27 protein-coding genes are annotated in these 26,564 nt (G+C 66.1%); 12 read left to right on the forward strand and 15 right to left on the reverse strand.

Features of this window, described 5'->3' with window-relative positions; translation table 11 throughout:
- Positions 1-24: 24 nt before the first annotated feature.
- The 5 genes from ACFPO9_RS18100 to ACFPO9_RS18120 form a co-directional block, all read right to left on the reverse strand.
- Positions 25-813, reverse strand: a complete 789-nt coding sequence (locus tag ACFPO9_RS18100; protein ID WP_379773019.1) for a response regulator — start codon at positions 811-813, stop codon at positions 25-27.
- A gap of 64 nt (positions 814-877) precedes the next feature.
- The gene (locus ACFPO9_RS18105) at positions 878-1,792 is read right to left on the reverse strand and encodes an esterase/lipase family protein (protein ID WP_379773021.1); all 915 of its coding nucleotides are present in this window, start codon (positions 1,790-1,792) and stop codon (positions 878-880) included.
- A 4-nt stretch (positions 1,793-1,796) separates the two neighbouring features.
- On the reverse strand, positions 1,797-3,479 hold the full coding sequence (locus ACFPO9_RS18110) for a GMC family oxidoreductase (protein WP_379773024.1): 1,683 nt from the start codon (positions 3,477-3,479) through the stop codon (positions 1,797-1,799).
- Positions 3,476-3,997, reverse strand: a complete 522-nt coding sequence (locus ACFPO9_RS18115; RefSeq protein ID WP_379773026.1) for a twin-arginine translocation signal domain-containing protein — start codon at positions 3,995-3,997, stop codon at positions 3,476-3,478. Before ACFPO9_RS18115 ends, ACFPO9_RS18110 begins: the two co-directional genes overlap by 4 nt.
- A 227-nt stretch (positions 3,998-4,224) precedes the next feature.
- The gene (locus ACFPO9_RS18120) at positions 4,225-4,980 is read right to left on the reverse strand and encodes an RNA methyltransferase (RefSeq protein ID WP_379773029.1); all 756 of its coding nucleotides are present in this window, start codon (positions 4,978-4,980) and stop codon (positions 4,225-4,227) included.
- 192 nt (positions 4,981-5,172) lie between these two features.
- Here ACFPO9_RS18120 and ACFPO9_RS18125 point away from each other — a divergent pair, with 192 nt between their 5' ends.
- The 8 genes from ACFPO9_RS18125 to ACFPO9_RS18160 all read left to right on the forward strand — a co-directional run bounded on the left by ACFPO9_RS18125 (position 5,173) and on the right by ACFPO9_RS18160 (position 12,596).
- Positions 5,173-5,952, forward strand: a complete 780-nt coding sequence (locus ACFPO9_RS18125; RefSeq protein WP_379773692.1) for an inositol monophosphatase family protein — start codon at positions 5,173-5,175, stop codon at positions 5,950-5,952.
- Positions 5,953-6,324: 372 nt separating this feature from the next.
- Complete coding sequence (locus tag ACFPO9_RS18130; RefSeq protein WP_379773031.1) at positions 6,325-7,791, forward strand: DEAD/DEAH box helicase; 1,467 nt, start codon at positions 6,325-6,327, stop codon at positions 7,789-7,791.
- 260 nt (positions 7,792-8,051) lie between these two features.
- Positions 8,052-8,486 carry a MarR family winged helix-turn-helix transcriptional regulator gene (locus ACFPO9_RS18135; RefSeq protein ID WP_379773033.1) on the forward strand — a complete coding sequence of 145 codons (435 nt, stop codon included), beginning with the start codon at positions 8,052-8,054 and terminating at the stop codon, positions 8,484-8,486.
- Between the two features lie 18 nt (positions 8,487-8,504).
- Complete coding sequence (locus ACFPO9_RS18140; protein WP_379773035.1) at positions 8,505-9,818, forward strand: MFS transporter; 1,314 nt, start codon at positions 8,505-8,507, stop codon at positions 9,816-9,818.
- Positions 9,819-9,889: 71 nt separating this feature from the next.
- Positions 9,890-10,699 carry a 2-oxo-tetronate isomerase gene (gene otnI, locus ACFPO9_RS18145; RefSeq protein ID WP_379773038.1) on the forward strand — a complete coding sequence of 270 codons (810 nt, stop codon included), beginning with the start codon at positions 9,890-9,892 and terminating at the stop codon, positions 10,697-10,699.
- 47 nt (positions 10,700-10,746) lie between these two features.
- Positions 10,747-11,607, forward strand: a complete 861-nt coding sequence (locus ACFPO9_RS18150) for a hypothetical protein (RefSeq protein ID WP_379773041.1) — start codon at positions 10,747-10,749, stop codon at positions 11,605-11,607.
- 15 nt (positions 11,608-11,622) lie between these two features.
- Positions 11,623-12,141, forward strand: coding sequence for a hypothetical protein (locus tag ACFPO9_RS18155; protein ID WP_379773043.1), 519 nt, complete (start codon positions 11,623-11,625; stop codon positions 12,139-12,141).
- A 68-nt stretch (positions 12,142-12,209) separates the two neighbouring features.
- Complete coding sequence (locus tag ACFPO9_RS18160) at positions 12,210-12,596, forward strand: TraR/DksA family transcriptional regulator (RefSeq protein WP_379773045.1); 387 nt, start codon at positions 12,210-12,212, stop codon at positions 12,594-12,596.
- A gap of 113 nt (positions 12,597-12,709) precedes the next feature.
- Here ACFPO9_RS18160 and phbB read toward each other — a convergent pair whose 3' ends face one another.
- From phbB to ACFPO9_RS18185, 5 genes are all read right to left on the reverse strand, one after another.
- Positions 12,710-13,468 (reverse strand): acetoacetyl-CoA reductase, encoded by a 759-nt coding sequence (gene phbB / locus ACFPO9_RS18165; protein WP_379773048.1) that lies wholly within the window; start codon positions 13,466-13,468, stop codon positions 12,710-12,712.
- Between the two features lie 104 nt (positions 13,469-13,572).
- Positions 13,573-14,127 carry a hypothetical protein gene (locus ACFPO9_RS18170; RefSeq protein WP_379773050.1) on the reverse strand — a complete coding sequence of 185 codons (555 nt, stop codon included), beginning with the start codon at positions 14,125-14,127 and terminating at the stop codon, positions 13,573-13,575.
- 79 nt (positions 14,128-14,206) lie between these two features.
- The gene (locus ACFPO9_RS18175; protein WP_379773053.1) at positions 14,207-15,082 is read right to left on the reverse strand and encodes a M90 family metallopeptidase; all 876 of its coding nucleotides are present in this window, start codon (positions 15,080-15,082) and stop codon (positions 14,207-14,209) included.
- Positions 15,082-15,861, reverse strand: coding sequence for a glutathione peroxidase (locus tag ACFPO9_RS18180; protein ID WP_379773056.1), 780 nt, complete (start codon positions 15,859-15,861; stop codon positions 15,082-15,084). The genes ACFPO9_RS18175 and ACFPO9_RS18180 overlap by 1 nt, the downstream gene beginning before the upstream one ends.
- Positions 15,862-16,029: 168 nt before the next feature.
- A complete protein-coding gene (locus tag ACFPO9_RS18185; protein ID WP_379773059.1) occupies positions 16,030-16,635 on the reverse strand; it encodes a winged helix-turn-helix domain-containing protein in 606 nt (201 codons plus the stop codon).
- Between the two features lie 611 nt (positions 16,636-17,246).
- Here ACFPO9_RS18185 and ACFPO9_RS18190 point away from each other — a divergent pair.
- Together ACFPO9_RS18190 and ACFPO9_RS18195 are read left to right on the forward strand one after the other, a co-directional pair.
- The gene (locus ACFPO9_RS18190) at positions 17,247-18,281 is read left to right on the forward strand and encodes an OmpA family protein (protein WP_379773062.1); all 1,035 of its coding nucleotides are present in this window, start codon (positions 17,247-17,249) and stop codon (positions 18,279-18,281) included.
- A gap of 81 nt (positions 18,282-18,362) precedes the next feature.
- Positions 18,363-19,385 (forward strand): YihY/virulence factor BrkB family protein, encoded by a 1,023-nt coding sequence (locus ACFPO9_RS18195; RefSeq protein ID WP_379773065.1) that lies wholly within the window; start codon positions 18,363-18,365, stop codon positions 19,383-19,385.
- Here ACFPO9_RS18195 and ACFPO9_RS18200 read toward each other — a convergent pair.
- The 5 genes from ACFPO9_RS18200 to ACFPO9_RS18220 form a co-directional block, all read right to left on the reverse strand.
- Positions 19,373-20,668, reverse strand: a complete 1,296-nt coding sequence (locus tag ACFPO9_RS18200; protein ID WP_379773067.1) for a glycosyltransferase — start codon at positions 20,666-20,668, stop codon at positions 19,373-19,375. The two genes, ACFPO9_RS18195 and ACFPO9_RS18200, sit on opposite strands and share 13 nt — an antisense overlap.
- An 8-nt stretch (positions 20,669-20,676) precedes the next feature.
- Positions 20,677-22,821: a TonB-dependent receptor plug domain-containing protein gene (locus ACFPO9_RS18205; RefSeq protein WP_379773069.1), complete on the reverse strand. Its 2,145-nt coding sequence runs from the start codon at positions 22,819-22,821 to the stop codon at positions 20,677-20,679.
- A 111-nt stretch (positions 22,822-22,932) separates the two neighbouring features.
- The gene (locus tag ACFPO9_RS18210; protein WP_379773072.1) at positions 22,933-24,225 is read right to left on the reverse strand and encodes an AI-2E family transporter; all 1,293 of its coding nucleotides are present in this window, start codon (positions 24,223-24,225) and stop codon (positions 22,933-22,935) included.
- A gap of 133 nt (positions 24,226-24,358) precedes the next feature.
- Positions 24,359-24,673 (reverse strand): BON domain-containing protein, encoded by a 315-nt coding sequence (locus ACFPO9_RS18215; protein ID WP_379773075.1) that lies wholly within the window; start codon positions 24,671-24,673, stop codon positions 24,359-24,361.
- Between the two features lie 86 nt (positions 24,674-24,759).
- Positions 24,760-25,329 (reverse strand): hypothetical protein, encoded by a 570-nt coding sequence (locus ACFPO9_RS18220; RefSeq protein WP_379773078.1) that lies wholly within the window; start codon positions 25,327-25,329, stop codon positions 24,760-24,762.
- 196 nt (positions 25,330-25,525) lie between these two features.
- Between ACFPO9_RS18220 and ACFPO9_RS18225 the strand changes: the two genes are divergently transcribed.
- Together ACFPO9_RS18225 and ACFPO9_RS18230 are read left to right on the forward strand one after the other, a co-directional pair.
- Complete coding sequence (locus ACFPO9_RS18225) at positions 25,526-26,005, forward strand: outer membrane lipoprotein (RefSeq protein ID WP_379773081.1); 480 nt, start codon at positions 25,526-25,528, stop codon at positions 26,003-26,005.
- 65 nt (positions 26,006-26,070) lie between these two features.
- Positions 26,071-26,484, forward strand: a complete 414-nt coding sequence (locus ACFPO9_RS18230) for a hypothetical protein (protein WP_379773084.1) — start codon at positions 26,071-26,073, stop codon at positions 26,482-26,484.
- Positions 26,485-26,564 lie beyond the last annotated feature (80 nt).

The following is a 26,564-nucleotide window of genomic DNA, read 5'->3' on the forward strand; positions in this document are numbered from 1 at the left end:
CCACATCGGCGGCGCGCCTTTGCCTCAATGCCTGGCGGCGCGCGTGCGCTGCAGCTGGAAGGCGGCGCGCAGGTCGTCGCGCAGGGCGCCGGCGGCCCAGGGCTTGACCAGGTGGCGGTCGGCCTGGCCGGCGGCGCAGGCGCGTTCGATCGCTTCGAGTTCGGAGGGCCCGGACAGCCCCGACAAAATCAGGCGCACGGTATGCGGATAGTCGCGGCTGACGCGGGCCATCAGTTCGCTGCCCTGCATGCCGGGCATGCTCTGGTCGGACAGCACCACCTGGATCGGATGGCGCGCCAGCAGCGCCAGCGCCTCCTCGGCCGAGCCGGCGCTGAGGATGCGCCAGGGTTCGCTCTCGAGGGCGTCGACCAGCACCTCGCGCATGAAGGCGTCGTCGTCGACCACCAGCAGGGTCGGCAGCGCCGGCGCCGCCGCTTCGGCGGGTGCGGCCGGCAGGAAGGCCTCGACCTCGGCGACGAAGCTGGCCGGTTCGATCGGCTTGCACAGGTAGCCGTCGAAGCCGGCCTGCCTGACCCGCTCGCGGTCGCCGTCCTGGACCAGGGCGCTCACGGCCAGCAGCGGGATGTGCGCGCAGCCGGCATCCGCCTTGAGCGTGCGCGCCACCGACCAGCCGTCCAGCGAAGGCAGGCGCAGGTCGCAGATCAGCAGGTCCGGGCGGGTGGCCAGGGCCAGCTGCAGGCCGGCCGCGCCGTCGGCGGCATCGCTGACTTCGTGCCCGGCTTCCCGCAGCAACAAGGCCATCAGCTCGCGAGTGGAAGGGTCGTCTTCGACGATGAGTATGCGCGCGGGCATGGCTGTCTCTCCGTGGGTGTTTTTGTATTTACTGTCTTTTGTATTTACTCTAACACCGCGGGGCTCAGGAAACCAGTGCGGCAAGCTCCCGCATGACGGCGGCCAGAACGCGCGGATTGCTGCCGAGGGCGACGTGGCCGACGCCGCCGAATTCCAGGTTGCGCGCCCCTTCCAGGCGGCTCGATTCCCGCGGCGAGACGATGTTGTCGTGATGGGTGTAGAGCGAGCTGACGAGAGCCCGTGTGGCGGCATCCTCGCCGTCCGCCAGCGCGCGCAGCCAGGCGCTGTCGTCGCGCATCTGCAGGGCGTTCCGTCCCAGGCCGAAGCGCGCCAGCGCGGTGCCGTGGTGCGGCGAACCGAGGGTGATCACGCGCGCCACCGCGGCCGTGCCATGCGCGCGCATCCAGGCGCGGGCGACCAGGCCGCCCATGCTGTGGGCGACGATCGCGATTTGTCTGGCGCCTGTCGCTGCCTGAAGCGCGTGCACCGCGCGTTCGACCAGCGGCACGTAGCCGTCGATGTCGCCGGCCACCGGCTCCAGGTCGACGCTCGCATGGCTGATGCGGGCGGCGTCCAGCAAGGGCGTCAGGTGCGCCCAGTAGCCGCTGTTGCAGCCGTAGCCGTGGATCAGAAGTACAGGTGGGTGGCGGCTATCCGGATAGATGCGGGTGGCGGCGCCGGCGCGCGGCAGCTGCCAGGAGGTGACCAGCATGCTGGCCCTGAATTCTTCGGCGAGCAGGCGCAGTCGGCCCATGAAGCCGAGGTGGAAACCGGGCGGCGTGGCGCTGGCGAAGCGCGCCGCCATCGCGAAGTTGTTCATGTTGATGAGCAGGCGCACCAGCACCACGCTGGCGGCGCCGGTCAGCGCCGCCTGCCAGCCGGCCATCCCGAAGCGCGCCATTGCCGCCCAGGCGATCAGGGTCGCCGCGCCCAGCTGCACCAGCAGCAGGGTGCGCGACAGCTGGCGGGCGCTTTTCATGGCTTCACGCGGCTTTGATCGGGATCGGTCCGGCGCCTGCGCCGGACGCGGCCGGCGCAGGCGCCGCTGCCGGACGCGCCGCCGGATGGCCGGTGAGCGTCTGCGCCAGCTGGCTGGCCAGGCGCGCCGTGATGCCGTAGATCGACAGCTGCGGATTGGCGCCGATCGAGGTCGGGAACAGCGAACCGTCGTGCACCGAGAGATTCGCCAGGCCGTGGTAGCGCCCGTCCGGGCCGGTGACGCCGGCGCGCGGATCGCCGGCCATCATGCAGCCGCCCATCACGTGGGCCGAAGCCACCCTGGCCAGGTGCGGCTTGTACGGCAGCGCGGCGATGCCCTGCTGCGCCTCTTTCCACGACAGATAGCGCGGCGCGCTTTCGTGCGCCACCTGCACGCCGCCGGCGCCGGCCGCGAACTGGATCTCGGACATGGTCAGCAGCGCGCGGCGGGCGCCATCCCAGAGCGGCTCGTTCAGCGGGTAATCGAGCAGCGGCGCGCCATTCTTCAGTTCCACCGCGCCGCCCTGCGAATCGGGATGAAAACCGTCGCGCAGCAGCGCCAGCGTGCCCTGCAGGTGCGGGAACTGGCGCATCATCTCCGCGTGCTGGACGCCGAAGCCGGTCATGGTGGTCGACAGCAGCACCGGATGCAGCGGCGGCGCTTCCAGCTTGTAGCCGATCGGGCCGTCGATCGCCTGGGTGTGCAGGAAGTGGTCCGAGTAGACGGTCTGCGGTGCGCCGGCATAGCCGTCGACGCGCTGCGTGAACAGCCCGGCCGAGATCAGGGTCGGGTGCAGGAAGGTGCGCTTGCCCAGCAGCCGGTTCGGATCGGGCGCCTTCGAGCGCAGCAGCAGCGCCGGCGAATTGATGGCGCCGCCGGCCAGCACATAGTGCCTGGCGCGCAGGCGCAGCCGGCGGCCGGTCGCGTGGATGCCGGCGGCGTCGATCGCACTGCATTCGAGGGCCTCGATCTTCTCGCCCTGGATCAGGAAGCGCTCGGCGCGGGCGCGCGTGACCAGGGTGGCGCCATGGTCGAGGGCCGACGGTATCGTCGAGACCAGCATCGACTGCTTGGCATTGGTCGGGCAGCCCATGCCGCAATAGCCGAGGTTCCAGCAGCCGTTGACGTTGCGTCGGATGAAACCGGTCGGGATGCCCAGCTTTTCCGCGCCGCGCCGCAGCAGGTCGTTGTTTTCGTTGGGCGGCGCCTGCCAGTCGCCGACGTGCAGGCGGGCTTCCATCAGTTCGAACCAGGGCTTGAGTTCCTGTTCGCTGTAGCTGGTCAGGCCGTAGCGCTGCTGCCAGAACCTGAGCGTGTCGGGCGGGGTGCGGAAGCTCGAGGTCCAGTTGACCGTGGTCGAGCCGCCCACCGTGCGGCCCTGCAGGATGTTGATCGCCTTGTCCTTGGTCTTGCGCGCGGCCGATTCCTGGTAGAGCGTGGGATAGGCCTCGGCTTCGCGCATGCGGAAGTCGCGCGAGGACTGCAGCGCGCCCTCTTCCACGATGATGACGGACAGGCCGCTGAGCGCGAGAATCTCGGCCGTCACGCCGCCGCCGGCGCCGCTGCCGACGATGACGACGTCGGCGTCGAGACTGCGGTCGGCATCCAGGCGGGCGCCGTCGACGACCTTCCAGCCGCGCGCCAGGCCGGCCTCGATCGGATCGGGGATGATGTTCGGGTTGCTCATGCCAGCTCCTTCAACGGACCAGGATAGCCGATCGCCGCCCAGTTGGCGGGATCGCTGTACCAGCTGCCCAGCACCAGGTCGTGCAGCGCCTGGTAGGCCGTGCGCAGCAGCGCCAGGCGGTGGGTGCGCCAGTCCTGCAGCCAGTTTGCCACCTCGGCGCCGGTGGCCTCGCTCCAGCCGTGCGGGATACCGGTCAGCAGGCGCCGCGCCGGTCCCAGTGCCAGGAGGCCGAACAGGTCCTGCACCTCCTGCTGGGTGGCCAGCGGGAGGCCGAGGATGGTCTGGTTCAGGCGCTCGGCGGTCGCCGCGATGGCCTGCTTGCGTGCGCTCGCTTCCGTCGGCAGCACCCCGGCCAAAATCGCCGGCACGATCGCCTGCATGGCGGCGCGCGCCTCGCCGTCGAGCACGAAGCCCTTGGGCGGCGGCGGATTGGCATAGCGGTAAATGCCGCCGCCGGCGGCAAGCACGAGCGCAGCCAGGGCGCCGGCCTTGAGGAAGGATCTGCGGCTAGTCTCCATGTCGAACCTTTAACTTGCTTTTTTGCCTAGTGTAAGCGAAAGATTCGTGTGGAAAACACCGAAAACTAGAGCCCTTCGTCTAGCCGCCCACATTCGGGGTCAGACCACTAACGGCAGCCCAGGGACCGAATATCGTGTGCCCCATGGCACGGAAAGGCAAAGTTTCTGTGCAATCCGTTCCTAGGCACCATTACCAAAAAAAGGGGTCTGACCCCGAATTCACGAATTCATTCGCGGTGTTTTTGCATGTGGCGGGCGATGCCGCGGAGGATGTTGACTTCTTCGGTTTCGAGCTGGGTGCGGGCGAACAGGCGTTTCAGGCGCGGCATCAATTTCTTGGGGTTGTCGGCATTCAAAAAGCCGATCGCGACCAGGGCTTCTTCCAGGTGGGCGTACATGCCTTCGATCTGGGCCATGCTGGCCGCTTCGCCCTGGAAGCCGACGCCGGCCTGGGTCCGGTTCTCCCCTTCCGCCGCCAGGCGGCATTCGTAGGCCAGCACCTGGGCCGCCTGCGACAGGTTGAGCGAGGAATAGGCCGGGTTGGCCGGGATGTTGATCAGCACGTTGCAGCCGGCGACGATGTCGTTCGGCAGGCCGGCGCGCTCGTTGCCGAGGATGAGCGCCGGGCGCAGCTCCGCCGCCGGGGCCACGTGCGCGGAAAATTCGCGCGGGCTCCAGACCGGCGGCGAAAATTCGCGCAGGCGGGCCGACACGGCGGCGGCGAAATTGCAGCCTTCCAGCGCCTCGGCGACGCTGCCGACGATGCGCGCGCCCTCCAGGACGTCGATCGCGCCGCTGGCGAAAGCCACCGCTTCTGGATCGCTCAGCGGATTTGCGCAGCGCGGCGCCACCAGCACCAGCTCGGAAAAGCCCATGGTCTTCATGGCGCGCGCGACCGAGCCGACATTGCCCGCGCGGCTGGTTTCCACTAGCACAAAGCGTAGGCGTTTGAAAAGAGAGATGTCAGTTTCGGTCGGGTTCATTGTAAAATAGCGCCATCGCGCGGTGACGAGCGGTTGAAATGCGGCCTGGATCAAGTATCCGGCGGCGATTTTAACGGTTTCGGCACCGCTTTGCTCTTTGTCATTCTCATCGCTATTTGATCGTTCACGGCTCGCAGGCATTCCACTGCGGCAGTGGGCGTCAGCATTCTTCAGGAAGCTCTTATGCACCCAATGCTCAATACGGCCATCAAGGCCGCCCGCCGCGCCGCCACGGTCATCAACCGCGCTTCGTTCGATCTCGACCGCATCACCATCAGCGAAAAAAACCACAACGATTTCGTCACCGACATCGACCAGGCATCGGAGCAGGCGATCGTCGAGACCCTGCTGAAGGCCTACCCCGACCACGCCATCCTGGGCGAAGAGTCCGGCCCGACCGCCAACCTGAACGACGATAGCGAATACGTCTGGATCATCGATCCGATCGACGGCACCACCAACTTCATGCACGGCTACCCGAACTACTGCGTCTCGATCGCGCTGCAGCAGCGCGGCGTGATCACCCAGGCCGTGGTCTACGATCCGGTCCGCAACGACCTGTTCACCGCCACCAAGGGCGCCGGCGCCTACCTGAACGAAAAGCGCATCCGCGTGCGCAATCCCGACCGCATCAACAAGGCCCTGATCGGTTCCGGCCATGGCGCCGACCCGCGCGCGCTGGCCGAATACCTGCGCATGTATGAAGTCGTGGCGGCGCGCTGCCACGGCGTGCGCTCGAGCGGTTCGGCGGCGCTGGAACTGGCCAACGTGGCCGCCGGCCGCGTCGACGGTTACTACGAAAAGGGCCTGAAGATCTGGGACATCGCCGCAGGCTCCCTGCTGGTGACCGAAGCGGGCGGCATCGTCGGCGAATTCAGCGGCGAATCCGAGTACCTGAACAAGGGCGACATCATTGCCGCCGGCCCGAAGGTCTTCGCGGGCATGGTCCAAGTGCTCAAGCCGTTTGCGTGATAGAGGGTCGGCAAACCTGCTGCGCGTTGCGGTTCCGGCCTGCGATGCGCGCGACGGTTTGCCGCCCCCTCCGAAACGATATTGGCCCGCGTGCAGCGGACTTGATCGCTTTCGCGTAAAATACCTGTCTGCTTCCGGCGCCCTGCACCGTTGCACTGCGCCGCGTCTCCCTGCCTCATCAGCCCGACGGCTGCGCTAAAATTTCCCTAGCGAAACATTTTGAATTATAATTCGAGCGGTCCTTGACATTTGTGTTGATGGCTGCGACACGGCGTACCGGCACCAGTACCGGCCGCCCTGCCTTGTGTAATCCGATCGGCCTGACTGGCGCCTTCGAAGCGAAAGCGACGCGCCGATCCCTACAGAAAATCTATGTCATTCAATACTCTCGGTCTGACCGACGCCCTCGTCCGTGCCGTAACTGAAGCGGGCTACACCTCGCCGACTCCGATCCAGGCACAGGCCATCCCCGCCGTGCTCGGCGGCGGCGACCTGCTGGCCGGCGCCCAGACCGGCACCGGCAAGACCGCCGGTTTTACCCTGCCCATGCTGCACCGCCTGTCGACCGACAAGGCCGGCATGGCGCTGACCAATAAATCCTCGAAGCGCGCGATCCGCGCCCTGGTGCTGGCCCCGACCCGCGAACTCGCGGCCCAGGTCGAGGAAAACATCCGCACCTACGCCAAGTACACCAACCTGAACTCGGCCGTGATCTTCGGCGGCGTCGGCATCCACCCGCAGATCAAGATGCTGGCCAACGGCGTCGACATCCTGGTCGCCACCCCGGGCCGCCTGCTCGACCACGTCGGCCAGGGCACCATCAAGCTCGACAAGATCGAGATCCTGGTGCTGGACGAAGCCGACCGCATGCTGGACATGGGCTTCATCCACGACATCAAGAAGGTGCTGGCGGTGCTGCCGCCGAAGCGCCAGAACCTGCTGTTCTCGGCCACCTTCTCGGACGAGATCAAGGCCCTGGCCGACAAGCTGCTGAACAACCCGGCACTGATCGAAGTGGCGCGCCGCAACTCGACCGTCGACGTCATCGAGCAGATGATCCACCCGGTCGACCGCGACAAGAAGCACCCGATGCTGGCCCACCTGATCAAGACCAACGACTGGAAGCAGGTGCTGGTGTTCACCCGCACCAAGCACGGCGCCAACAAGCTGGTCGAACAGCTGGGCAAGGACGGCATCGGCGCGATGGCGATCCACGGCAACAAGAGCCAGTCGGCGCGCACCAAGGCGCTGGCCGAGTTCAAGGACGGCAGCCTGACCGCCCTGATCGCCACCGACATCGCGGCGCGCGGCATCGACATCGACCAGCTGCCACAGGTCGTCAACTACGACCTGCCGAACGTGCCGGAAGACTATGTGCACCGTATCGGCCGCACTGGCCGCGCCGGCGCCACCGGCCGCGCTGTGTCGCTGGTCTGCGTCGACGAGCACCAGATGTTGAAAGACATCGAAAAGCTGATCAAGCAGACCTTGTCGCGTGAAGTGATCCCGGGCTTCGAGCCCGACCTGAACGCCAAGGCCCAGCCGATCCAGCTGCGCAGCGGCGCGCCGGGCCACGGCAACCGTGGCGGCCGTCCGGGCGGCGGTCGTCCTGGCGGCGGCAAGCCGCGCGTGGCGGGCGCCACCCCTGCCCCGAACGGCCAGCGCAGCAGCGCCCCGGCAGGCGGCGGAGCGCGTAACGGCGGCGGCGGCCAGCCAGGCAACCGTAACGGCGCCAACGCCGGCGGCCGTGGCAACGGCGGCGGCAACGGTGGCGGCGGCCGTAGCGGCCAGGGCCGCGGCCCGCGTCCCGCAGGCGCACGCAGCGGCGGCGATCGCTGATCGCTGATCGCTGATTCACGCGCACTGAATAAAGCCGCGCTACCTGCAAACGGGTAGCGCGGTTTTTTTGCGCCCCATCAAACCGGGGTCAGAGCCCGATTTTTGGAAATGTCCTGTTGGCTGTTTCTAAAATCCGGGCTCTGACCCCGGTTTGATTTTTGTCGTGTCGGAAATACTTGATAACTCAAGTACTTGCCAAGTGTCGAAAAACAGGGATATACTTGATCAATCAAGTACTCTTCAATTATCAGGAGACCCTCGTGGAAGACACCCTCACCACCGAATTCTGCCTGCGCATGGGCCGCGCCTGGGCCACGCTCTCGCGCCGCCTGGACAGCGCGCTCGGCAGCCATCACGGCATCAGCTTTGCCGACTACCAAATGCTGCTGCAGCTGCAACGCGCGCCCGGCGGCCGCCTGCGCCGGGTCGACCTGGCCGAGAAAATGGGCCTGACCGCCTCCGGCGTTACCCGTTCGCTGTTGCCACTGGAAAAGATCGGCCTGGTCGACCGCCAGAGCGATCCGCGCGACGCCCGCGTCGGCTACGCCATCATCACCGCCACCGGCAGCGAGCTGGTCACGAACGCGACGACCGTGGTCGACAACGTCAGCCGCGCGATGCTGGGCGCCCCTTCGCGGGCCCAGCTGGAAGCGACTTCGAACCTGCTGGCCCAGTTGGCAGGTACCGGACAATAAACGACATCCTGAAGAGACATGAATAATAAAAACCTGCTCCGCGATCCCAATTTCGCCTGGCTGATGAGCGGCGGCGTGATTTCCGCCCTCGGCGACCAGTTCACCATGATCGCCCTGCCCTGGCTGGTCCTGCAGCTGACCCGCGATCCGCTGGCGCTCGGCGCGATGGTCGCCCTGCTGGGCGTGCCGCGCGCGGTGCTGATCCTGTTCGGCGGCGCCCTGGTCGACCGCCATTCGCCCAAGCGCGTGCTGATGCTCACCAAGCACGTCAACACCGTGCTGCTGGGCCTGCTGGCCGCGCTGGTGCTGAGCGGCCGTGCGACCTTGCCGCTGGTGACGCTGCTGGCCGTGATTCTCAGCCTGGCTTCGGCCTTCAGCATCCCGGCCGGCACCTCGATGCTGCCGCATGCGGTCAAGCCCCAGCAGTTGCAGGGAGCGAATGCGATGATGATGGCGGTGCGCCAGGTGACCATGCTGGCCGGGCCGCTGCTGGCGGGCCTGCTGTTCGCGCTGGCCGGCGACGGCAGCAGCGGCATGCAGGACGGCCACGCGCTGGGCCTGGGCCTGGCCTTCGCCTTCGACGCCTTCAGCTTCGCGCTGTCCGCCTGGACCCTGGCCAAGGTCAGGCCCCTGATTCCCGGACCGGCCGCCGACCAGGGCCAGGCCGCGCCGGCGCCATCGGTGCTGCGTTCGGTCGGCGCCGCCCTCGGCGCGCTGTGGCGCGACCTCACCCTGCGCACCGCCTTCCTGTACTGGGGCCTGTGCGCCTGCATCACGGGCGGCGTCATGCAGGTGGGCATGCCGCTGCTGGCCAGCGAGCGCCTGCACGGCGCCGCCGCCCTCGGCCTGCTGATGGGCGCGCATGGCGCCGGGGCGCTGGCCGGCATGGCCCTGTCCGGCATTCTCAAGAGCCGCCGCCTGGGCAATCTCGGCCTGACCCTGCTGGTGGTGGACGGCCTGGCCGGCGTCCTGCTCCTGCCGCTGGGCCTGATCACCAGCAGCTGGCAGGGGATGCTGGTCCTGGGCACGATCGGCGTCCTCGGCGGCTATATCCAGGTGGCCGTGTTCACCTGGATCCAGCAGCGAGTGGCACCGAATATGCTGGGCCGCATGATGAGCATTTTCATGTTCGTCTTCATGGGTCTGGCGCCGCTGACGGCGGCGCTGGCCGGCTGGCTGGCCAGCTTCGTCGGCCTGGCGACCCTGTTCATCGGCGCGGGGCTGGGCCTGAGCATGGCGGCGCTGGCGGCCTGGCTGCTCACGCCGATGGCACGCCTGGCCGACGTCATCCCGGAGAAATCCGACACGGCTACGCCCACGCCGACACGCTGACAAGCCGGCATCCGACAGGCAATCGCGCCGTGGCCGCCCACGTCGCATTGCCATTTCGGCTACACTATGGCATGCCAAAATTTGCTGCCAACCTGAGCCTGATGTTCAATGAACGCGGCTTTCTCGAACGCTTCGCCGCGGCCCGTGCGGCCGGCTTCGACGCGGTCGAGTTCCTGTTTCCCTATGCCTTCGAGCCGGAACAGATCGCCGGCCGCTTGCGGCGCTACGGCCTGCAGCTGGTGCTGCACAATTTCCCACCCGGCGACTGGGCCGCGGGCGAACGCGGCTTCGCCTGCGATCCGCGCCGCATCGCCGAATTCCAGAACAGCGTGGAACTGGCCATCGACTACGCCACCGAACTCGGGGTGCCGCGCCTGCACTGCATGGCCGGCAAGCTGCCGCCCAAGGTCGAACCCGAGCGCGCGCACGCCACCTTCGTCAGCAACCTGCGCTTCGCCGCCGAGGCTTGCGCCCGGCACGGTATCGAAGTCCTGATCGAGCCGATCAACGACCGCGACATTCCCGGCTATTTCCTGACGCGCAGCCGCCAGGCCGCGGAGATCATCGCCGAATGCGGCGCGGACAACCTGTTCCTGCAGTACGACTTCTATCACATGCAGCGCATGGAAGGCGACCTTGCCCACACCCTGCGCGAGCGCCTGCCCATCATCCGCCACGTCCAGTTGGCCGACGTGCCCGGCCGCCACGAGCCCGGCACCGGCGAAATCAATTTCCCCTTCCTGCTGAAGCTGCTGGACGAGCTCGGCTATGAGGGCTGGGTCGGCTGCGAATACATCCCCCAGGGCGACACCGTCGAAGGCCTGGCCTGGCTTTCACAGTTTGACTTGATACGAGGCAAGGTAGCCAGCAGGCAACTTTGAAAGAATGGACTTTTCGGGCTCGGCCTTTTGCCGCCTAGAAAGGACCCATGAACATCAAACTGTTTTGGCGCCCTTGGCTGCTTGTCCTCGTCGCCAGCCTGCTGCTGGGCGGCTGCGCCAGCACCGGCGGACCGGTCAGCCTCGCGGAAGTACGGGAATTCGCCGACGCCTCGGCCCGCCTTGGGGGTTATGCCGAGCTGTCGAAACGCTACCGCGACACCTACGAGCGCGAGCAGCCCTATCTGTCGCCGGCCGCCGACCGCATCGCCAGGGAAAACGATACGCGCCGCAAGGCCGTCTACGAGGACTTCATCGCCATCCAGAAGAGCCTGGTGCTCTACATGCAGACCCTCAGCCTGCTGGCCGGCGAAGCCCGCTACGACCTGTCGACCCAGCTCGACGATCTGGGCAATGGCCTGAAGGCGAACAGCGAATCCGGCCTGCAGCAGCGCCACATCATCGCCTATACCGGCCTGACGCGCTTGCTGACCCGGGTGATCGCCTCCGGCTACCAGAACCGCAGCGTCGAGACCATGGTGCGCGACGGCGACGCCGACGTGCAGGTGCTGCTGGAGGCGATGATCAACCTGACCCGCCTGTACGCCAAGACCAACGAAAACGAGAAAAAGACCATCCTCGGCATCTTCGACGTCGAAATTCCCTTCTCGACCAGGAACTCGGACCGCATGCTGGTGACCCTGGCGAAGGTCCATTACCTGAACAAGTCGACCGAATACAAGCTGATCGACAAGCGCTACGACCTGGCGCTGCAGGGACTGACCAAGGTCGCGCTCGCGCACCAGAAACTGCGCGAACACCTGCACGACCTGCGCGCCGACGAGACGCGCAAGATGATCGCCGCCTATGGCCGCGACCTGCGCGCCTTGCGCGACGCCATCTCCGAATAAATCCGAGGAAACCACATGGCTAACGACAAACCCGCTACCCTGCCGGCGGCGCCCGGCAAGCCGGAACCGCAGACCCCGGCCCAGGCCCTCTCCACCGCGAAGCAGGTCGAAGAACTGGCCGATCGCCTGTCCGCCTGCGCCGACAGCATCCACGAACGGGTCATGCGCGACATCCGGCGCAACCAGGAGCAGCACCATGGCGAGGTGCCGGAAGCGGAGCAATCCGTGGCGCGCGCCCTGCTGGACGCCGAGATCGAGCTGCGCCAGCGCGCCAACCGCCTGTATGCCGACGCCGCGGCCTGCATCGTCGCCCCCCTCGGCCAGTCGCAGGCCCATCTGGTGGCGCTCACCGCGGATGCCGCCGACAAGATCAGGAAGATCACCCGCATCGGCGACGGCATTACCCTGGTCGCGCGCCTGCTGGGCCTGGCCGCCGCTGCCGCCACCGGCCAGGTCTTCCCCATCCTGGCCGCGGTGGACCAGCTCAAGACCCAACTGGACGTGGTGGCCGTGCACGCGGCGCCGCCGGCGTAAAGGCATCAAAGCGCTGCGGGTTTGCGCTACACTGGTCTCCGCGAGTTTGTTATCGGGGGGCCATCCAAATGAGCGTCAATCCCATCGTCCAGTCCCAGGCGCTGGACCCGGACCAGTTGCCCCTCCTGAAAGCCATGCTGGAACAGCGCCTGCGCGCGCTGGAAAGCATGGAGGCGGCGCCCGCCGTCGAAGGCGAACTGCCCGTCTCCGAAGTGGAATCTTCCCCGCTCGACCGCGCCACCGTGCGCCTGCTGAACGACCTCAGCCGCGAGGCCGCCGGCCACCACGCGGCCGAGCTGCAGGTCCTGCGCCATGCGCTGGCCAAGTTCGAGGATGGCAGCTACGGGCTGTGCGAAGTCTGCGGCCAGCCCATAGGCGCCTCGCGCCTGCTGGCCCGTCCCGAAGCGCGCCTCTGCATCGCCTGCCAGACGCGCGCTGAACGTACGCGCACCTGACACGACCTCATGGCTGCGTTGCATCGTCTCGCCGTACTGACGTACTGTCTTCGTGGTCTGCCACTGCGGCGATGCGCCTTGCACTGAGGCCGTCTCAGGCGCGCGCCGATGTATTAATGCATGTGCTGCCCGCCATTGATGGCCAGGTTGGCGCCGGTCATGAAGGCGGCCTCGTCCGACACCAGATAGGCCACCAGCCCCGCCACCTCGTCAGGCTCGCCCAGGCGGCCCATCGGGATCTGCGGCAGGATGCGCCCGTTCATGACGTCGGCGGGGACCGCCTCGGCCATCTTCGTGCGCAGGTAGCCGGGCGAGACCGTGTTCACGGTAACGCCATGGCGCGCCATTTCCAGCGCCAGCGCCTTGGTGAAGCCGTGCATGCCGGCCTTGGCGGCGGCGTAATGGGCCTGGCCGAAGGCGCCCTGCTGGCCGTTGACGGAGGAAATGTTCACCACCCGGCCCCAGCGCCGCGCCATCATCGGCTCGATCGCCTGCTTGCTCAGGTTGAAGACGCTGTCGAGGTCGGCCCGCAGCACGGCCTGCCAGTCATCCAGGCTCATCTTGCGCAGGCTGCGGTCGCGGGTGATGCCGGCGTTGTTGATGAGCACGTCCAGCCGTCCCATCTCGGCCAGCAGCTTCTGCATCATCCATTCGCAATCGCCGTAGTCGGTGACGTCGACCTTGTAGGCCTTGAAGCGGTAAGCGTCGTCGCGCTGGGCCGCCAGCCAGGCTTCCGGCGTGGGATTGGACGGCGAATACGTCGCCGCCACCCGGAAACCCTCGTCGTGCAGGCGCCGGCAGATCGCCGTGCCCAGCCCACCCATTCCGCCCGTTACCAAGGCTACTTTCGTCGTCGCTTTGTCATCGTGCATGGCTGTCGTCCTGTCGTCGGTAAGGCCGCACACGCGGCGGGAAATACCGAGTCTAGGAGCGCCATCGGGCTCAGCTTTTGACCTGGGTCAAACGAAAATCTTGCCTAGCGGATGATGTCCGGTGCGCTGCCAGGGTCGAAGTCGGCCCAGTCGCCGTCGACGATATTGCCGCGCGCACGCTCGATCTGGGTCGCGCCCAGGCCGCGCAGCACATCGACCGCCTTGCCTTCCAGGCCGGTGTCGTCGAAGGCCACGGCGACCAGCATGCCGGCATGGCGGTTCTCGACCGGTGCGCGGCCGCCCTCTTCGCGCTCGCCGGCTTCCTTCATCTTGGAAAAGCTGAACAGCGAGCCGACATGCGCGCCGACCAAGCCGCCGACGATGGTGCCCAACGGCCCGGTCACCGGCGCCGTCGCCGCGCCCGCCACCGCACCGACCGCGGCGCCGGTGGCCGCGCCCTGGGCCAGCCCCTCCGGCGTCTCCTTGGCGCCCGGCGACTGGATATGGTCGCCGCCGATCGGGGTCTGGTCGTGCTGGCCCGGCTGGCTGAGATAGAAGCGGCTGATGCGTTCGCTTGCGAAGCCGGCGTCGAGGAGCGCGCGGCGAGCTTGCTCGACCTCCTCCTGCAGCTGGAAGTGCCCTGCAATGATCATGGACATGTGTGATCCTCCTGGATTCGTCAGTACTGCAGAGCATGCGCGTGCGGCGTTTACTTCTCTGTTCGCAAACGCACGCTGTCTACTGCCACTGTCCGTAGACCAGCCCGTGCGGCTCCGCTTCCTGCCATTGCGGCTGCGGGAACCAGGTGCGCGGGTCGACGCGGAAATAGCGTTCGAACTCGGCGTAGAGCTCGGGATGGCGGGCCGCCAGCGCGTGCGGCTGCTCGAAGAAACTCTCGGTGGCGACCGCGAAGAATTCGGCCGGGCTGCTGGCGCCGTAGGGGTCGAGCACGTCGCGCTGGCCCCAGTATGTGTCGCGCTGCAGCAGCGCGAAATCGCGCGCCAGGGTTTCCGACCAGCGCTTGTAACGCGCGGCGCTGCCGAGGACGGGCGCGCCGTTGGTGCTGCCCGATTCGCTGTCCAGCTGGTGCGCGAACTCGTGCAGCACCACGTTCTGCGCGCCTTCCGGGTCATGGCCGGCGCGGCGCACATGGTCCCAGGACAGGATCACGCGGCCGTCGCCCCAGGATTCGCCGAGCAGGTCCTGGCGCGTCTCGGTGACCACGCCGCCGGCGTCCACCTGCTTGCGCGGCACCAGGAAGGCGCCGGGATACACCAGCACCGCATGCAGGCCGGGATAGACGCCGGTCGACCGGTTCAGCAGCAGCAGGCAGGCCTGGGCCGCGATCGTCACCCGCATCTCCTCGGTCAGCTCGAGCCCGGCGCAGCCGACGAAGGTCTTCTCGTGCAGGAAGCGCTTGACCAGGCCCTGCAGCTGCTCGCGCATGGCCGCCGGCATGCCGCGGTATTGCACGACGTTGCGCTCGATGATGGCCAGCTGGGCGCTGCTCAGCGGACGGGACAGCGCCTGGCGCAGGCGCCAGCGCGGCAGGCCCCAGGCCAGCAGCAGCCCGCTTGCGATGGCGGCACAGACGAGGGCGGCGCCGGTGTCCATCAGGATGCCGCCGATGCGTCGGACGCCGGCGCGCCCGGCGCGGGCGCAAAGTGCGCCTCGACCGCCTCCGCGCCGCCGATCCGTTTGCCGCCGATGAAGACTTGCGGCCAGGTCATTTCCCCGGACACGGCGCGCAGCACACTGGTATTGATCTTCTGGTCCTGGGAAATGTCCGTGTAGGTAATCCCTTTCGCCTTCAGCACGGCCTTTGCGCGCGCGCAGTAAGGGCAGCCGGGCTTGGAGAACATGACCACCGGCTCGCGCGGCCTGGCGTCCGGATTGATATGGCGGAGCATGGTGTCGGCATCCGACACCTCGAAGGGGTCGCCTTCCTTGTCCGGCTCGATGAAGATCTTGTCGACGATGCCGTCCTTCACCAGCATCGAATAGCGCCAGGAGCGCTTGCCGAAACCGAGCTCGCGCTTGTCCACCAGCAGGCCCATGCCTTCGCTGAAGTCGCCATTGCCGTCCGGGATCATGGTGATGTTGTCCGCTTCCTGGCTGCGCTGCCATTCGTTGACGACGAAGGGATCGTTGACGGTGATGCAGACGACGTCGTCGACGCCATTTTCGCGCAAAACCGGCGCCAGTTCGTTATAGCGTGGCAGATGGGCGCTCGAACAGGTGGGCGTATAGGCGCCCGGCAGGGCGAACACGACCACGGTCTTGCCCTTGAACAGCTCGTCGCTCGTGATGTCGCGCCACTCGTCGCCGGGGCGGGCCTTGAACGTCACTTGGGGTACGGGCTTTCCTTCCAGCGATGCGGCACTCGGTAACATGGGTTCTCCTTTGTTGGCAGCGCGGCGGTTGCCGCTTCCCGCCGCATATGGGAACCCTTATCGGTTTTTCAATTGCAAAAAAAAACCACCGCCCGTGGGCGGTGGCGTGCATCGTGCCGTTTCCTCGCATGGCAGCCGTCAAGGCCGCTTACGGGTCAGGGCAGATTCTTACTTGGCCATCTGGCTCGGGGCCGGGCCGAACAGGGCGGCGACCAGCGGATCGCGGGTGACCGGGCTACGGTTCACGCGGATGGCGTAATGGGTGTCGTCGGCCAGGATGTGGAAGTGGCGGCCGGTGCCGGCCATGCTCTGCTCGCGCAGGCCCGGACGCTCCTTGCGCGGGGCGGCGCCTTCGCGCTTCGGCTGGCAGATCGCGGCCAGGAAGGCCTTGACGCGCTCCGGATCCGGGGAGATACGGTAGACCGCCTTGCCCAGGTAGGTGGCGGTGCCCTCGATGTAGCGGGCCAGTTCGATCACGCCGGCTTCGCGCAGGTCGCGGATGTATTTGCGGGCGCCCGACGGCGAGAATTTCAGGAACCAGGCGATCTCGTCGGCAAGCATTTCATGCGTTTGCAGCTCGCCAATCAGCTTCTGCATGTTTTCGATACGGCGCTGGGTGGCCGAGGTCGACCGCACGCGCTCGATCGGCGCCAGCGAAATGGGGGCGCGCTCGGTCGGCTGGGGCGGGACACGTTCGATCAGTGCAGAGTTGCTGGACGTGTGCACTGCGCCGATGTCGCCTTGCACCGCATTGTGGTGAGTCGCTGCATGCATGTTGGTTTACTCCATGTTATGAGACTGTGTTCTGTATGGCCCGGACCGGCGTTTATCTGTATGACCCTGAGACAACTTGCCGGTTCCGCTTAACTGGATACAAGATTGCCTGCATCAGACCGGGCCTTCTGTGCGCCAGCCAACATTGCCGAAAATTTCTCAAAGTTATTTTTCCCACACCGTATTGACGCAGCGCAGGCGCTCAATTGCGAAAACCAGGGAAAGGCGACGGTTTTTATGGCATGCCCGGCCAAGGGCTCGCGATAAGGAGCGACGAGCGTCCGCGGCCGGCTGAAGGCTCTTGACTTGCCGATCCATCAATTATTACAAATAGAAACAATTCAATTTAGAAATACTTCCGCGCGATCAATCTTCCGTACAGGAAATAATTAGCCGACAAAGCGCGACGTTGAGGCATCTTAAACCACATTTCACGGCTGAGCAGACGTGAAATGGAACTGCCGCGTTGCGGAATTGTCACAGATACGGATAGCTTGGTGCGGTACCGCACGGACCCTTCGAAAGGCGGGCTTGTATTCTTGACCACAACATCACTGCTAGGCACGCGATGTCTGTACTTTTACAACCTATGGGAGTTACCTGTGAATAATATGAAGAAGATTGCTCTTGCTGCTGCCCTGCTCTGCTCGGCTGGTTCGACGCTGGCTCAAGAAGTCATCAATCCATCGTGGTACATCGCGCCGACCGTCGTCGGCATCAAGCCGGACCACGACTTCGGCGTCGGCGACAAGGACTGGGGCGGCGGGTTGAAATTCGGTAAGCCGGTGACCCCGCTGTGGGACATCCAGATCGGCGCCACCGAAGCGCGTGCCGACAACAATCTCACCAAGTACCGCCAGACCGTGGTCGGCGTCGACGCCCTGCTGATGCTGTCGCGTAAGCAGATTCGTCCGTTCCTGCTGGTCGGCGTGGGCGGCGAGCGTGACCGTGCAACCCGTCCGGGCTTCAAGGCGTCCGGCTGGTCGCCTTACTACACCGCCGGCCTCGGCGTGCAGGCCAGCCTGAACGACCGCTGGTCGGTGCAGCTGGACGGCCGCGCCATGAAGAGCAACCTGAACGACGACGACAAGTTCGGCTTCTCGAAGGCCCTGACCAAGTACGTCAGCTTCAGCCTGATCTACGCCTTCAACCCGCCGCCTGCACCGCCGGCACCGGCCCCGGTGATCGAGCCGACCCCGGTCGCAGAAGCCCCGGCCCCGGCGCCGGAACCGGCACCGGCCCCGCCGCCGCCGCCGGCCCGCTTCGAGAAGGTGACCCTGTCGGCGACCGAACTGTTCGCCTTCGACAGCGCCACCCTGTCGATGCCGCAGCCTAAGCTGGACGACATCGCCGCCGCCCTGCAGGCCGATCCGTCGATCAGCGACGTCGACATCGTCGGCTACACCGACCGCCTGGGTTCGACCAAGTACAACCAGAAGCTGTCGCAGCGCCGCGCCGACGCCGTGCGCGAATACCTGGTCGGCAAGGGCATCGACGCCAAGCGCCTGCAGGCGCATGGCAAGGGTGAGACCAACCCGGTCGTCACCGACTGCAAGCAGAAGAAGCGTTCGGAGCTGATCGAGTGCCTGGCGCCGAACCGCCGCGTCGAGGTCGAGCAGATCACCGTCGAACGCCGCGTGCAGTAACAGGGTCATCGGGAGCGTCCGCGCTCCCGCCATGGCCACATCGACGCGCCTTCGGGCGCGTTCCTGTTTGGAGGAAGCGATATGGATGTCAAAAACTGGGTGCCGTTCTCGAAGAAAGTCGTCCACGTGATGCGTTGCGCGGTGACCGAATGGATAGAACACCGCGCCGCGAGCAAGGGCGCGGCCCTCGCCTACTACTCCCTGTTCTCGCTCGCCCCCATCCTGGTGCTGGTGATCGCCGTCGCCGGCTTCTTCTACGGCACCGAGGCGGCGCAGGGCCAGCTGCTGGGCGAGCTGCGCCGGCTGGTCGGGCCGCAGGGCGCCGAAACCATCCAGGCCATCCTGGCCGGCGCGCGCAACAAGGACAGCGGCCTGTTCGCCACCATCGTCGCCTCGGTGCTGTTGGTGGTCGGCGCGACCAGCGCCTTTTCCGAGCTGAAGGACAGCCTGGACGAGATCTGGGGCGTGCCGCCGCCCAAGGATGCGGGCTGGTGGGACACGGTGCGCACGCGCCTGCTGTCGTTCGGCCTGATTCTCACCCTGGCGCTGCTGCTGATGACTTCGCTGGTGGTGTCGGCGGCCCTGGCCGTGGCCGAAAAATTCATCGGCGGCATGTGGCATGACGCCACCATCATCCTCGGCTGGGTCGCCTGGGGCTTCAGCTTCCTGGTGATCGCCGTCCTGTTCGGCGTCATCTACAAGCTGCTGCCGCGCATCAAGCTGTCCTGGCACGACGTCACCATCGGCGCCCTCGGCACCGCGGTCATGTTCACGCTGGGCAAATACGTGATCGGCCTGTACATCGGCAACAGCGGCACCACCAGCAGCTTCGGCGCGGCCGGCTCGCTGATCGCGCTGCTGCTGTGGGTATATTACTCGGCGCAGATCTTCTTCCTCGGCGCCGAGTTTGCGCGCCAGTACGCGATCCAGATGGGCAGCTTGCGCAAGGACGCCAAGGAGAAGGAAGTATCGCCGCTGGGCGATTTGCCGGATGGCCGGCCGGAGCGGCGGATTCGCGAGCGCAGGACCTCGGGGTCGCGGGACCGGCGTACGGGGGAGTCACGCGATCGGCGTCTCGGCGCGGCGGTCAATCAAGCGGCTTGAGAGGACCCGGCCGGGCCGAATCGTTCCATGACGAGTCTGACTGCCTCGGCCACGCCATCCTCGTTTTTCATCGCGGCCGCCATCGCCCCGGCCTTGGCGGCCATCGACGGCGAGGCAAGCACGTCTGCAATGCGTCGGGCCAGCGCCGCTGCCGTCACGCTGCGCCGCCTTGCCGGTTTGGCGCCGATACCCAGGCGGCGCAGTTCTCCACCCCAATGCTCCTGCTCACCGATATGGGCGACGACGATGGAAGGCTTGCCCGCCAGCGTCGCCGACTGTGTCGTTCCAGCCCCGCCGTGATGCACGACGGCGCGGCAGTGCGGAAAAATCAGGTGGTGCGGCGCGGTGGGGATATACAGGATCTGCTGGTCCGAAACGAAGCCGCAGTCCTGCGCCGAATGGCTCTGGATGATGGCCCGGCAGCCCGCCCTGTGCGCGGCCTCCGTCAGCAGCCGCAGAGCCCTGGCCTGGCCGCCCGGGTCCCTGGGCATCCAGCTGCCGAAACTCATGTAGACCGGCGCTTCACCTGCGTCGAGGAACGCACGCAGTGCCGCCGGAATGACGCCTTCGATGTCGAGGTTCGGCATATCGAGAAAGCCGCACACCCGCACCGATGCCTGCCAATCCGGCTGAGCCTGGCAGAGCTGTGGACTCACGCCAAGCAGGGTCAAGGATTCCGATAGCCAGACCCCGGTCATGATGTCCTTCGCCGGCGGCATGCCGAGCTGGCGGCGCAGGCGGTTCGGATAGTGTCCCAGCGCCCTGTTCAGCAGGAGCCGGGTCAGCTCCCACAGCAGGCGGTGGCCGGTCTTGCCCAGGAAAGGCAGGCCAGCCGGGTGCTTGAACGCGCTGGGAATCGTCGAATGCGACAGCACAACGCTGACGTAGGGCTTGCCCGCACGCTCTGCAGCAATCTGCAAGGGGTGCATGAAGAAATGGCCGATCAACACGTCGGACTCCGCGACCAGGCGCTGCGCCGCCGCAAACATGATGTCCTCGACAGGGGCGAAACACAGGCCGAGAATGCTCGCCATCTGCGTGAAGGGATTACGGATGCCATAGGCGAACTCGGCGATCCTTTCCTGCTGCACCGGCAGGAGCACCGGGGAAGCGAGCACGCTCACCCTGACGCCATGCACCGACACGAACTCCTCGTAAACTGCGCTGTCGACGCAAGTGATCACCAGGTGCACCTCGTTGCCGGCGGCCTGCAGTCCTTCCGCCAGCGCCAGCAAAGGTCGTATATCGCCGTGACTACCCCACGTCTGCATGCCGATTTTCATGTTCCGCCTCAGAAGCTCATTTCAAGCGTGGCGCGGCCCCATGCCTTGCCGGAGTAGGCCGCGGTCGTGTGATGCGAGCCCTGGACGTCCCGATAGGTATGGTCGGACAGCCAGTCCTGCTGCAGGAAGTTGGAGGCCGCCAGGCGCAGTTTGTATTCCGGCGCGATCTGCCACAGGGCGTACAGGTCAATGTCACTGCGACGCGAATCGTAGGTCCACTCGTGTAGCGAAACCCGGCTTTTGCTGGCGGCCCGGTAAGTCACGGTGCCGCCCATGGACAGCGCGCCGGCGCGGTAGTCCAGGCCGAAGGTCGAGGAAAACGGGGCCTGCTGGGCGAGGCGGTTGTCCGGACCGGGAAGGTCATCGACCCTGGACCAGTTGCGGCTGGCGCTCGCCCGCACATCCAGCGCCGGGGCCGCGGCAAACACGCTCCTCAAGGGAAAGCGCGTTTCCAGTTCCAGGGTATGTACCAGGGCATGCCCGGCATTGCGCGGACGCGCGACCCAGCGGCCTTCTTCCAGCATGACCGTCTGCACCACCCGGTCGGCGATGCGGCGCGTCGATCCGCTCAGCGACAGCCGGCTTCCCTTGTCCCAGTCATGTTCCCAGGAGGCGTCCAAGCCGGTCGCCAGCTCGGGCCTGAGGCCGGGATCGCCCATATAGTCGGGGCTGGTGGAAGAATTGAAAATGGCGAGAGAACGGCGCGGCACGAGTTGTCCGGTTTCCGGCGCCTTGTAGGTACGCGTCAACGCCAGCCGCACCTGATCGCTTTTCGTGCCAGGGATCTTGACCAGCGCGTGCAGCAAGGGGCTCAGGACGTTCGAACGCGACGCGCTCCCGGCCAGTCCGTCGCCGCTGGTGCGGGTGCGCACCGTCTCCCAGCGCCCGCCCAGGGAAAGCGACAACAAGGCGTTCAACCGCCATTCATCCTGCCCGTACAGGGCAAGCCTTTCGACGCGGGCCCGGTAGCGTTCATGGGACGGGATAGCGCTTTCAATCTGGTCACGGCCGGTGCCGTTGCTTGCCAGTCCCGTATCCCAGCCGGTGGCAAAGACGTGGTCTTCCCCGACCGGCGCCGAATACTTGCCGATCGACGTCACGCCGCGGTCGTGCAGGAGCGTGTTCACCTTGCGCGCGAACGTCGGATCGCCGTCCGCCGCAAAGTTCTGCTGAGAAGTTTCCTGTTCGATGTTACCGGCACTGCCCGCCAGACGCGTCTCCAGCTTGCGGCCATCGCCGAGCTTGTGGGTCCAGCTCACATCGGTCCGGAAAAGCAGGTTCAGGTTGCGTAGTCCAGTATCCACCATGGGATCGACCGGGGCCATCCCGGCCAGGTAGGCGGTCAGGTTCCGGTTGCCGTAGCGGTTACGGCTGGCATTGAAGAAAGACTGGAAACTCAGGGTGTCGCCGTTTGCCAAAGTCCAGTTCAGGCTTGGGGCCATGTTGAACAAGGCGTAGTCGCCGTCGTCCGAGCGTCGCGTGACATATTCGTAGTTCAGGACGCCGCCGGCGCCGCGATCCCATTCATCGGTGACGACCGGCCGGCGATAGGTATTGCGCGAGAAGCTCAGCGGCACAGCGTACGAAAAGCCGCCGTCGCGATCGGACAACAGCAGGGTCGCCTTGCCCTCGCCCATGCCTTGCGATTTGCCGGCGCCGAGTTTCAGTTCGCGCCGGGCTTTGGACACGGCGCGCATCTGCACGATATTAATGGACCCGGCGATACCCTGGGTCGACATGTCGGCGGTGGCGGTGCGCAGGATTTCGATGCGTTCGATCGTCTCCGGCGCAATCGAGTCGATCGTGAAGCCCGCGGGTGCACGTTCGCCGTTGAGCAGCAACTGCGTATAGCCATTGCCCAGTCCGCGCAATTGCACGAACGAGCCTGCAACCGTCACGCCGGGAGCACGCCTGAGCACGTCGGCAAGCGTGGCATCGCCATACCGATCGATGTCCTCCCGCTTGATGACGATGCGGCTGGCCACATCGTCGCGCCGGGGATCGTAGCTGTCGATACTGCCTTTTACCTGGACCGACTGCAGGGCCGGCGCAGTTTCCACGGTCCGCAGCGCCTGGTCATCGGCAACAGGGAAAGTACGGGCCACTGCCGGCGCAGTGGCGGTCACGACGGCAACGCCGGCAAGTTCCCACACAAGCATTCTCACAGCAGACCCCATCATTGCACTTTAGACAAATAATACCGGATCTACGCGAAAATTTATTCTTCATTGAAAAAATACTTCTCTCCAAGCGTACATTTCACTTCACTCGCCTAGCAACTCGGCCACCACCTCCATTCCCTCCACCCGTTCCGCCACCACCTTCACCACCACCACCATCGGCACCCCCAGCAGCAAACCCCACATCCCCCACAGCCAGCCCCAGAACAGCAGGCTGACGAACACCGCGGCCGGGTTCATCTTGGCGATCTTGCCGGTCATCCAGGTTGTGACGACCATGCCGACCAGGGTCGCGATGGCCAGCGAGGCGCCGGCCACCAGGATCACCATGCGCAGGGATTCGAACTGCAGGAAGGCGACCAGGCCCGTGGCCAGGGTGATCAGCAGCGGGCCGAAGTAAGGCATCACGTGGGCGACGCCGGCGAAGATGGCCCAGGCGCCGGCGTTCTCCAGGCCGACCATGCGCAGCACGCCCCACATCAGCAGGGCCAGCAGCCCGTTGGTGACGAGCAGCATGAACATGTAGTTCTGGATCGAGGTGTTGATGTCCTCGAGGATGTGCACGGTGACCTTCTTGCGTGTCAGCGAGGGGCCGGTCAGCTTGACCAGCTTGCGCTTGAAGGTGTCCCCCGCCAGCAGCAGGAAGAACACCAGGAAGACCACCATGGTGGCCTGCGAGATGAAACTGGCCAGGCCCACCGAACCGGCCAGCAGCCAGTCCATCACGCGGAAGTTGCTGCCGCCGGGCGCGTTGGCCGGCGCCGGGCGGCGCTGCTGGGCCGCGCGCCGCGTGTCGGCGCCCGACGCGTTGGCGGCCGCCTGCTCGATCTCGGCCGCCGCCGCCTGCACCTGCTGGATGGTCGAGGGCTGGCCGTCCGAGGCCTGCGTGATCAGCCTGGTGACCTTGTGGGTGAGCGAGGGCAGTTCGTCGACGATGTTGAAGAATTCGCCCTGCACGCGCTGGATGGTGAGCGCCATGCCGGCCAGGATCGCGGCCGAGACCAGGGTGGCGCCGATCGCGCGCTTGATGTGCCAGCGTTCCAGCCAGCGCACCACGGGGCTGAGCGTATAGGCGATGAAGATGCCGAGCAACAGCGGCACGAAGAAATTCTTGGCCCATTGGAGGCCGAATACGAAAGCGACGGTGGCCAGGATGCCGAGCGACATGCCGCGCGCGTTCACGTGCACGGGCAGGCGCAGGGCGCCGTGCACGGCCCCCAGCTCTTCGCCGGTGGGCGCGCCCTCCTCGTTCAGCAGGCCGGCTTCGCGCGCCGCGTCTTCGGGCGAACGCGGTTCGGGCGGTGCTGGCGGCGCGGGCTGCGGCGCGGGGGAATCGGACTGCCTGGTACTGGTGTTGCCGGGTGGAGCGAGCTGCATATCGTGTCCTGCAAAAAGAAAAGGCCAACCCCAGGGCTGGCCGTCGATTCCATTCCAGCCGACGCGCCGGGCGACCGTTAGCGGGTCGCCCACGCGGCCGGAGTGCGATCCGGCGTCAGCTCATTCTACTGAGTTACTTGACGCGGATGTCGTTCTTCACCGAGCTCACGCCCTTCACGCCACGAGCGATGTCGGCAGCGCGCTGGGCATCGCCCGGCTGGGCGACGAAGCCCGACAGCTGCACCGCACCCTTGTAGGTTTCGACGTTGATTTCGGTAGCCTTGACGTTCGGGTCGGCGGCGAAGGCGGCCTTCACCTTGCCGGTGATGGCGGCATCGTCGAGGTACTCGCCGGTGCTTTCCTTGGTCGGGCCCGATGCGCAGCCGACCATGGTGAAGGCGACGGTGGCGGTGAAGACGGCGGTAGCGATACGTTTGGTCATGTTCATGATGAGCTCCTTGTTGTCAATGCATCACACAGGTGATACGAAGTGGCCGATACGGCCGGTTATAAATCCTTGCACTACTTACTGAATTACTTTCCGAACTGGACTTTGGCATCCGAGACGCACTGGTCCTTGGCTGCGCCGGCAAAGGCGTCGCAGCGTTCCATGGCGATTTTCCAGGCCGCGGCCAGTTTGTCGTCGCGCGCCTCGTTGCGCGCCTCGATGGTCTTCTGGTCGGCCTTGGCGTCGGCGCGCGCTGCAACCAGCGTCGCCTTGGCCTGCGCCTGGCAGACGTCCTTGTCATTGCCCACGAAACCGTCGCAGCGTACTTTATCGCGGTCGTAGTTGGCGTCCGCGATGCGCAGGCGGGCACGGGTAAAGGCATTCAGCGTGTCCTCGTACTTGGCGCGCGCTTCTTCTTCCATGCGCACGCGCGCCGCCTTGGCTTCGGCGATGCACAGGTCCTTCGGGTTGCCGGTCACGGCATCGCACTGGGCGCGGGCATTCTTGTAATTGGCCGCGGCCAGCTCGCGCGCCTGCTGGTAGGCCAGCTTCACTTCCGGCGCGACCCGCCGGATCAGGGGTTCGGCGGCGCGGGCATGGGCCGCCCATAAGGTTGCCGCACCGAGCAGCAAGATGACATGTGGTGGGGTCCGCATTTTTTGTTCTCCTTTTTGCAATGCACAGATGACGTTTTACTCTGCTGTAAGAGAGTGTTCTGTACGGTGCCGAACATTGAATAAAAGTGTTGTATGGACATGGATGAGTTACAAGTAAAGACGGTGCGTCATCGCACAGACCTCAAGTGTCTGGCTGCTTAATCTGACCCTACATCTTTTGCCAGGAGAACAAGTCATGAAAGCTACCCGCTCTATTGCCGCGCTGGTCGCGGTCGGCGCCATTCTCGGCGGTTGCGCCAGCAGCAATCCGGATCCCTACTACGGCAACAACAACGGCTACCGCGACGGCTATAACACCAGCTACCGCGACAGCGCCTCGGCCGGCTACGGCACCATCGAATCGATCCAGGTGACCAATGTCGAAGGCCGTACCAGCGGCGCCGGCGCCATCGTCGGCGGCCTGGTGGGCGCGCTGGCCGGCAACCAGGTCGGCAGCGGTGGCGGCCGTACCGCGGCCACCGTGGCCGGCGGCGTGGCCGGTGCGGCGATCGGCAACAATGTCGAACGCAACCGCGATGCCAACGGCGCCCAGGGCTATGCCGTGAACATCCGCCTCGACAATGGCGAATACCGCACCGTGGTGCAGGACAACGTATATGACCTGCGCGTGGGCAACCGCGTGCGCATCGTCGACGGCCGCGTCTACCGCTATTAAGATGTGATCAAGCCAGCCGGCGCCTTGTGCGCCGGCTTTCGCTCGTCCAGAGGAAGGAGGATGCTATGAGACAACAACAAGGAAGCTGGCGTGCACTTGCACTGGCCGGCATGCTGGCCGCTGCTGCGGCCCAGGCTCAGCCGCAGGCCCAGGCCCAGGCCAACGACGACAGCACGGTCGCCCCGGCCGTGAAAGCGAAACAGGCCAGCGAGATCCAGCGCGGCGATCCGGCGCGCTGGCACCAGGGCGACCCGACGCAGCAGGCGCGCCTGCGCACCCTGCAGAAGGAAATCGGCGCGGCCTATGCGGAAGCGAAGAAGGCCTGCGGCGAGAGCCCGGCGGCCGAGCGCAGCGCCTGCCTGAAGGATGCGCGCGCCACCTGGGAGCAGGACATGAAGAATGCGCCGTCCCAGCTGGAAACGGCGCCGCAAGGATCGGTGCAGACCACCGTCCAGACCACCACCCCTGCCTCGCGCTGATCGACGCGCCAGGCGGCGGCAAAAAGACGGCGTCCAATCCGAAGATTGCGACGCCGCTCAAGCCCCACCATATTTTGTGA

The sequence above is a fragment of the Massilia aerilata genome, from assembly GCF_042656905.1.
Lineage (GTDB): Bacteria > Pseudomonadota > Gammaproteobacteria > Burkholderiales > Burkholderiaceae_D > Telluria > Telluria aerilata.

Coding starts and splice junctions, on each gene's coding strand:
- ACFPO9_RS18125 (WP_379773692.1), top strand. CDS start 5,173: ATGCTCAATACGGCCATCAAGGCCGCCCGCCGCGCCGCCACGGTCATC.
- ACFPO9_RS18180 (WP_379773056.1), bottom strand. CDS start 15,861: ATGTTACCGAGTGCCGCATCGCTGGAAGGAAAGCCCGTACCCCAAGTG.
- phbB (WP_379773048.1), bottom strand. CDS start 13,468: ATGCACGATGACAAAGCGACGACGAAAGTAGCCTTGGTAACGGGCGGA.
- ACFPO9_RS18140 (WP_379773035.1), top strand. CDS start 8,505: ATGAATAATAAAAACCTGCTCCGCGATCCCAATTTCGCCTGGCTGATG.
- otnI (WP_379773038.1), top strand. CDS start 9,890: ATGCCAAAATTTGCTGCCAACCTGAGCCTGATGTTCAATGAACGCGGC.
- ACFPO9_RS18105 (WP_379773021.1), bottom strand. CDS start 1,792: ATGAAAAGCGCCCGCCAGCTGTCGCGCACCCTGCTGCTGGTGCAGCTG.
- ACFPO9_RS18150 (WP_379773041.1), top strand. CDS start 10,747: ATGAACATCAAACTGTTTTGGCGCCCTTGGCTGCTTGTCCTCGTCGCC.
- ACFPO9_RS18220 (WP_379773078.1), bottom strand. CDS start 25,329: ATGCGGACCCCACCACATGTCATCTTGCTGCTCGGTGCGGCAACCTTA.
- ACFPO9_RS18230 (WP_379773084.1), top strand. CDS start 26,071: ATGAGACAACAACAAGGAAGCTGGCGTGCACTTGCACTGGCCGGCATG.
- ACFPO9_RS18160 (WP_379773045.1), top strand. CDS start 12,210: ATGAGCGTCAATCCCATCGTCCAGTCCCAGGCGCTGGACCCGGACCAG.
- ACFPO9_RS18195 (WP_379773065.1), top strand. CDS start 18,363: ATGGATGTCAAAAACTGGGTGCCGTTCTCGAAGAAAGTCGTCCACGTG.
- ACFPO9_RS18120 (WP_379773029.1), bottom strand. CDS start 4,980: ATGAACCCGACCGAAACTGACATCTCTCTTTTCAAACGCCTACGCTTT.
- ACFPO9_RS18215 (WP_379773075.1), bottom strand. CDS start 24,673: ATGAACATGACCAAACGTATCGCTACCGCCGTCTTCACCGCCACCGTC.
- ACFPO9_RS18155 (WP_379773043.1), top strand. CDS start 11,623: ATGGCTAACGACAAACCCGCTACCCTGCCGGCGGCGCCCGGCAAGCCG.
- ACFPO9_RS18225 (WP_379773081.1), top strand. CDS start 25,526: ATGAAAGCTACCCGCTCTATTGCCGCGCTGGTCGCGGTCGGCGCCATT.
- ACFPO9_RS18200 (WP_379773067.1), bottom strand. CDS start 20,668: ATGAAAATCGGCATGCAGACGTGGGGTAGTCACGGCGATATACGACCT.
- ACFPO9_RS18190 (WP_379773062.1), top strand. CDS start 17,247: ATGAAGAAGATTGCTCTTGCTGCTGCCCTGCTCTGCTCGGCTGGTTCG.
- ACFPO9_RS18130 (WP_379773031.1), top strand. CDS start 6,325: ATGTCATTCAATACTCTCGGTCTGACCGACGCCCTCGTCCGTGCCGTA.
- ACFPO9_RS18185 (WP_379773059.1), bottom strand. CDS start 16,635: ATGCATGCAGCGACTCACCACAATGCGGTGCAAGGCGACATCGGCGCA.
- ACFPO9_RS18100 (WP_379773019.1), bottom strand. CDS start 813: ATGCCCGCGCGCATACTCATCGTCGAAGACGACCCTTCCACTCGCGAG.
- ACFPO9_RS18210 (WP_379773072.1), bottom strand. CDS start 24,225: ATGCAGCTCGCTCCACCCGGCAACACCAGTACCAGGCAGTCCGATTCC.
- ACFPO9_RS18175 (WP_379773053.1), bottom strand. CDS start 15,082: ATGGACACCGGCGCCGCCCTCGTCTGTGCCGCCATCGCAAGCGGGCTG.
- ACFPO9_RS18115 (WP_379773026.1), bottom strand. CDS start 3,997: ATGGAGACTAGCCGCAGATCCTTCCTCAAGGCCGGCGCCCTGGCTGCG.
- ACFPO9_RS18170 (WP_379773050.1), bottom strand. CDS start 14,127: ATGTCCATGATCATTGCAGGGCACTTCCAGCTGCAGGAGGAGGTCGAG.
- ACFPO9_RS18110 (WP_379773024.1), bottom strand. CDS start 3,479: ATGAGCAACCCGAACATCATCCCCGATCCGATCGAGGCCGGCCTGGCG.